The following is a 5,851-nucleotide window of genomic DNA, read 5'->3' on the forward strand; positions in this document are numbered from 1 at the left end:
CCTCGCCGCGCTGGACTTCTAAAGAGATCTGGTCTACGGCGGTCAGCTGCTTGAATCGCTTCGTGAGATCGTACGTGCGGATGACTTCATGCCCGTTGTCCATGTTGTCCTCTCTAATCGAAAGGTCACAGTAAGTACTTGATTGTATACAACAACCGTTCGTAGCGTAATTCGATGCTCCTATTGGTTACCGCTTCTGCCAGGCAGCCCCACACCTCCGCTGCTACATACTACTATCCAGCCAGGGGGCATTCAATAGTCGAGATTTCCTTCGCTCACGCTTGAGCCGATATCTATGCAGCGACGTCCAAAGGATACGTCGTGGTACTGATTTTCAGGAATAAGCAGAGAATCGTGGATAAATATGCAGAGGTGGTATATTATCGGAACTGAAAAACGGGCTGCCTTTTGACTGGCCGTTCGATGGCTTCAGACATGGGCGTGGGATACGGCTTTATTTTTAGGATTATCTCAAATCGCCTAGAGAATGACTCGTATCCACCGATGCGCTCACCGATGCAGCCCGCCGCGCCAATTCATTTTGAATTCACTGCCGGTTACGATCCGCTGTTGTTTGTCCAAGGTTTGCCAAGGAGTCCTTGCACATGGAAAATGTCCCCAGACTTGGTTTGATTGCATTACTCATGGTCGGAATCGCGGCCTGTTCGTCATCCGATGCAGGCGTTGGATCCTCGATCTCCTCGGTTACTTTAGACGGCGTCATTTATGAGATAACCGACGCCGCCATCGCATCCAATTGTCTGAGCCTCACGTTTTCCGTGCGGGGGTATACACCGCAGACCGACGACTTCCCGCGAAGGGGATTCATGCCGATAAAGGATATCGTCATCCGGTCGAGCAATTCCGAACAAATTAATGACCTCAGGCCTTTGTGGGGAGGAGGAGGTGGAGGGGGATGGGGAGCTGGATGGGAAAAAGATGAAGATGGTCGAGTGTGGATGGAACAAGAGATGCATTATGCGCTGAAAACCCCGATCCCCGAAGATACGATCGTGCCTCTCGACGTTCGCATCGTTTTGGACGACGAATTCGTTATGTCGGAGGAACTCCAGTTCAAGATTTCCGTCCTCGCCGGTCCGGGAGGCGGATCTTGCCCATATCCTGGAAACGAATGATCTGATGACCCACATGCGTCGTGTGCACGGGGGAAGAACTTCAACCGGATAAATTGCCAATTCCAACAATCGCATTGTGATTGAAGCCCCATCATGAAAATCGTGCTCGGGGACGGTCTTCTGCGGCCGCTCGTGCAATAAAGACTCTTCCTACATGAATACTATTGTCTCTGATTTTCTTATCCCCTATACTTCAGCAGAATTTCCCGATCCCGTAAGCAAAATCATCGAATAGGAGCGATCATGACCGAAGACACAGCGCCTGAGAATTCGAAACGTGGTGGAGGCTGCTTTGGGGGATGCGGCCGTTGTCTGGGAATCATCGTCGCAGGGTTGGCTATCGTGGTACTCGCCTTCGTGGTACTGCGCGCGCTGCGTCCTGATCCAAACAAACTTTTCTCCGGGGCTTCCGATCCTTTCGCCGAGGCCGTGCTGGAAGACTTGTTGATCAACGCCGGCGTGCAGGGCGCCCAGGTCACGGTCATCCCCATCAAAGGCAGCGACAAGCAGTTGGCCTATATCGTGTTCGACGATTCGAGCGGGCTTTCGATGGGCAGCCTTACCCAGGGCGGAGAAGAGAATCTCGCCGGCGCCCTGCTGCAGCTCGATGCTGCCAACCGCTCTCAGAACCTCAACATTGGGCCGGTGGCCATGGAATACCGCGGTGAAAGCGGAGAACCGCTGTTGACCGTCGTGACGGACCAGGAGGATATTTCCGCTTTTGCGGAAGGCGAGATAAGCCGGGAAGAGCTGTTGTCGAACACCGATATCAACCTGGAAAACCTGCTTGGCGGCGTCGATTTGCTGTCGGATGCGTCCGGGCAATGACAAGGAGGCCAATACGATGATGACTTCAATCCGGAATACGACGGTACGAAAGGCAATGTTGCTTGCGCTTGTCCTGCTCATCACGCCGTTGCTCGTTTCCTGTGAGGACACCGATGCCGAGGCCCTCGCGCAGCTGGCCGTGGATTGGGCGGTTGGGAAAGGCGTCATGACACTGCGATGTGAGGGGGAAGGACAAACGAATTGTGAGTATGACCTGAACGAGGTGGCTTTGGGTGTGTACATCACTGGGGTTAAATTGGCAACGAGTTGGGACAGGAGTCCCGAGATGCAAGCTGCGCTGGATGCGGGGGACGTGGTGCTGAACCAGGAGGAGGCCGATGAACTCGCCGAGCGAGGCGCCCGCGAGGGTGATCTCGATATGATCGATCAGGCGATCGAAGCCCGGCCGGAAGATTGGAGCTACCACGATCAGCAAGCTGCCGTGCTCCTGGCCGACGGGAAAATAGAAGATGCAGATGACTCATTCTCGACCGCAGAGGCCTTGGTGGAAGAGCGTATCATGAACGGAGGCGATTGTTTCGTGCTCCACCGCAACCTGCTCACCAACCGTATTGCCGCCCTGGAGATTCAATTGGAAAAATATCCCGATAATGTCGAAATTAGGGATCGATATGCGGCGGCTCAAGGACAGTTGGAGATATTGGAAAGCGGAGGCCCCGGAAATCCCTGCGGTTGGTGACGGTTCTGAGGTCAGGCGAATATTTGGAAAAATAATAGCGATGTATTTTCGTAGAGACGCCCCGGTAGGGCGTCTATGCCAACAAGGGATGTAGACCGGTAGACGTCCTTCTGGGCGTCTCTACGCAAGAAAGTGCGATGGAGAGGATTGCGAATCGGGGCGCTGCACAGACGACCTCCGAGTAACTCTGGCAGATTCAGGATAGATTCATTCCCAAGCAGGTAAATATGTAACCAGAAAGAGACTGATGTTCGACTTTTCTTCCGGGCTTCAGATCGGATGCCATTTTCCCTTTTCCTGTTGTCAATCTATATTATGGTAGTGTCTAATAAGAATCGTTGAGAATCATCGTCCGAAAATCGGGCAGCATAATGAAGGATGCGATCATGGTCAAGAATGAGTCCAGCTTAACGAGCTTTTTCCATCTCATCCGCCGTACGTTGGTTCCGATCGCAGCTACGGCCGGTGTGCTGCTGCTCGCCCTGCTGGCCTGCAACGCTCCCGTCCAAGAACAAACGACGGCCGCAGCGGATACTACGGCAGCAGAGACGGCCGAGCCGACTGCCAGCAACACGCCGCTGCCTTCGGCTACGCCGACGCCGGACGTCGACGCCATGCTCTCGATCCTCGACTCCTACCCCTCGTTGGAAACGGTCAGACTGCGGCTCGACGCCATGCGCATCGCGCCAAATCAGGGCGGCGAGCCCCTCACCGGCCGCCAGATGCTGGAATGGATCCTCGGCGCACAGCATTACGACCCCCGGTCGTCAAACGCGGTTAACGAACAACTGTTTGCCGCATTGGACGACTACACCTTCCCTCACCCGGGCGCCAGGATCTACCTGGTCAGCGTGGCGACCGGACTGTACGTGGAAGCATACGGGCTGGTGCCCTGGTCGCTGGGTGATTATTCGCGGCAGGAGATCGAAAATCTGTTCATCGAGGATGATTCGTACCGCATAACCGACAGCACGCTGCATCGCGGCGATCTCCCCGACATGCCCAACGTCACGTGGCACACCTACTCCATTTGGATCGACAAGATCATCGAGGATGCGCACTACAAACAGTTCAACCTGGCGCACAGGCTCACGGCCGATGCAGCGACGCAGCGGGAAGCGGTCCTGCGCCTCGTCGACTGGTACCAACAGAATTTCTTCCACGCCATAGCGCCGGACTACACCTGGGCGGTCTACCTCGATGGGCGCGAGCCGTTGAACAACGGCGGTCCGGTGGCCTACCCGTTGAGCATCGAACGTATTTATGAGGAGCGCGTCAACGGCTGCCACGAACCGACCACGCTGATCGAAGGCATGCTGCACTCGCTCAACGTCCCTGCCCTGCGCCTCATGGTACACGGCCACGGGGTGCTCTACTTACCGACGATGGATCGCTACGTCCACGGGGATCACATCATCGGCGGCACGAACGTGCCGCCCGAGATGCGGCTCTACACGCCGGACGAGTTCCGGCCCTTTGCGGAGGACGTGGCCTGGATATACCAGATTTCCCGGGACAAATATCAACCGCCCCTTTCCATGCCGCTGAAAAGGGACGGCGGCAATCTCTACATTTATGCCGACCGGGTGTTCCCCTTCCCGGACACGTCGAAATGCATCGATGTCAGCGACGAGGAGTGGGCCAGGATGTCGGCGCAGACCGCGGCGTACAACGTGCGCTACGATACGGAAGCCTGCGTGATCAGCAGCGACATGGTGCCCATCCTCACGCTGGCGGAACTGAGCGCGCCGGAACCCTAGCTGCTCGCCTCGCTAACACGGGAAAGTCGCAAAACCGAACAGTTTGTATACGCTTCCGCCCGGGCTCAGGACGATGGTGTATTGGGTCGCGGTTGTCGGTGAAGAGTAGGTGCCGCACACCAGGGGGATGTTCACACTCAGGCAGTACGTCCCGGCCGGCAAGTTGGTGAAGTTGAAAGCGCCGCTTCCCGATGTGACCTGACTCTGATAGCCGGAAGAACTGCAAGCCCCCTGCCCGAGGTAAACCGTTACGCCGCTCATCCCGGCGTCGTTTATATCCTGGCTGCCGTTAGAATTGCCGTCCTGGAATACGACGCCGCTGATCGAGCCGTTTGCAGGAGGGGAAGTGGCGGTAGGCGTCGGCTCGGCGGTCGGTGTTGATGTGGGCGGCCGGGGGTCGGGAAGCGTGGGCAGCAGCGCCAGGACTTCCGCATCGACCGAGATCTTGTCCTCCCGAACGTAGCAGTTCACGCCGGGGTAGCGGGGGTTGTCCACCACGATGTAGCTGCCCTGCTCGCTGATCCCCACCAGGTCGACTGACGTGTTCGCCGCCAATGAACTGACGTTCTCGAAGGCCGGGTCGGGCCCCCTGGTGCAAAGCGTGTCCACCAGGATGGTGCCGGACCATGCGGGGAACGACGTGTTGGTGGGGGTGATGAGTTCAACCGGAGGCAGATCGGATGGGTATTCAACCATTGGCATTGAGACTTCATAGGCGCCCAGATCGCAGTTTCCACCGCTCGGATAGGGCCTGAGCACACCGCGCTGATCTCTGGACACACAATTTGCAGGACCGGCGTCGATCGCCGGGCTGCCGGAATGCAAGGCGCGGGTCTGGGTTGGGCCGCCGTTGTCCGCCAGTGGGCCAACCAGCGGGTCATCTGTAATGGGCGCCCGGCAGGAGCCGTCGCTGTCCAGGCCTGCGGAGCTGCTTCCGAGGGAACCCCCTTCGGATGTGCCGCAGTCACCGCCGACGTTGTTGGCGATGATCGAGCCGTTGATCTTGACGACCCCTCCCTGCGAGAGGACTGCTGCGCCCGATTCGGGTCCCGTGTTTTCGACGATGGTGCTGTACATGATGCCCGCAGATCTCGCGCTGTGGATGGCAATCCCGCATGCGCCATCCGTAAAACCCGGACAGTCGCCGGTGTTGCCCGAGAAGGTGCTGTTGATGATGTTGAGATTGCCGTCGGTTTGTATGCCGGCCGGGCCGTAATCCCCGATATTGTCGGCGAACGTGCTGGATGTGATGGATAATCTGGAGCCGGCGCGGTCGTAGATGGCGGCTCCGCCATCGGATTGATTTCGATAGAAGCTGCTGTCGCTGATGGAAACAAGGGTGGCCACGTCCTCGACGACTTCGTTCAGATATACTGCGCCCCCATATGCGCCCGAATCGCTGCTCGTGTAGGAAGCCGCCTGATTGC

Annotated in this window: 5 protein-coding genes; 4 read left to right on the forward strand and 1 reads right to left on the reverse strand. The window is 57.3% G+C overall.

All coding sequences use genetic code 11. The features are described from left to right. The first annotated feature begins 605 nt into the window (after positions 1 to 605). The 4 genes from P8Z34_16635 (at position 606) to P8Z34_16650 (ending at position 4,424) form a co-directional block, all read left to right on the forward strand. Positions 606 to 1,136: a hypothetical protein gene (locus P8Z34_16635; protein MEJ2552299.1), complete on the forward strand. Its 531-nt coding sequence runs from the start codon at positions 606 to 608 to the stop codon at positions 1,134 to 1,136. A gap of 243 nt (positions 1,137 to 1,379) precedes the next feature. Then, positions 1,380 to 1,964, forward strand: coding sequence for a hypothetical protein (locus P8Z34_16640; GenBank protein ID MEJ2552300.1), 585 nt, complete (start codon positions 1,380 to 1,382; stop codon positions 1,962 to 1,964). A gap of 16 nt (positions 1,965 to 1,980) precedes the next feature. After that, positions 1,981 to 2,664: a hypothetical protein gene (locus P8Z34_16645; protein MEJ2552301.1), complete on the forward strand. Its 684-nt coding sequence runs from the start codon at positions 1,981 to 1,983 to the stop codon at positions 2,662 to 2,664. Between the two features lie 386 nt (positions 2,665 to 3,050). Beyond that, positions 3,051 to 4,424: a hypothetical protein gene (locus tag P8Z34_16650; GenBank protein ID MEJ2552302.1), complete on the forward strand. Its 1,374-nt coding sequence runs from the start codon at positions 3,051 to 3,053 to the stop codon at positions 4,422 to 4,424. A 12-nt stretch (positions 4,425 to 4,436) separates the two neighbouring features. Here the strand turns inward: P8Z34_16650 and P8Z34_16655 are convergent. Further along, positions 4,437 to 5,851: choice-of-anchor Q domain-containing protein (locus P8Z34_16655; GenBank protein MEJ2552303.1), on the reverse strand; the 1,415-nt coding region annotated here is incomplete at its 5' end.

This window comes from Anaerolineales bacterium (assembly GCA_037382465.1).
Classification (GTDB): Bacteria; Chloroflexota; Anaerolineae; order Anaerolineales; family E44-bin32; genus WVZH01.

Coding starts and splice junctions, on each gene's coding strand:
- P8Z34_16645 (MEJ2552301.1), top strand. CDS start 1,981: ATGATGACTTCAATCCGGAATACGACGGTACGAAAGGCAATGTTGCTT.
- P8Z34_16635 (MEJ2552299.1), top strand. CDS start 606: ATGGAAAATGTCCCCAGACTTGGTTTGATTGCATTACTCATGGTCGGA.
- P8Z34_16640 (MEJ2552300.1), top strand. CDS start 1,380: ATGACCGAAGACACAGCGCCTGAGAATTCGAAACGTGGTGGAGGCTGC.
- P8Z34_16650 (MEJ2552302.1), top strand. CDS start 3,051: ATGGTCAAGAATGAGTCCAGCTTAACGAGCTTTTTCCATCTCATCCGC.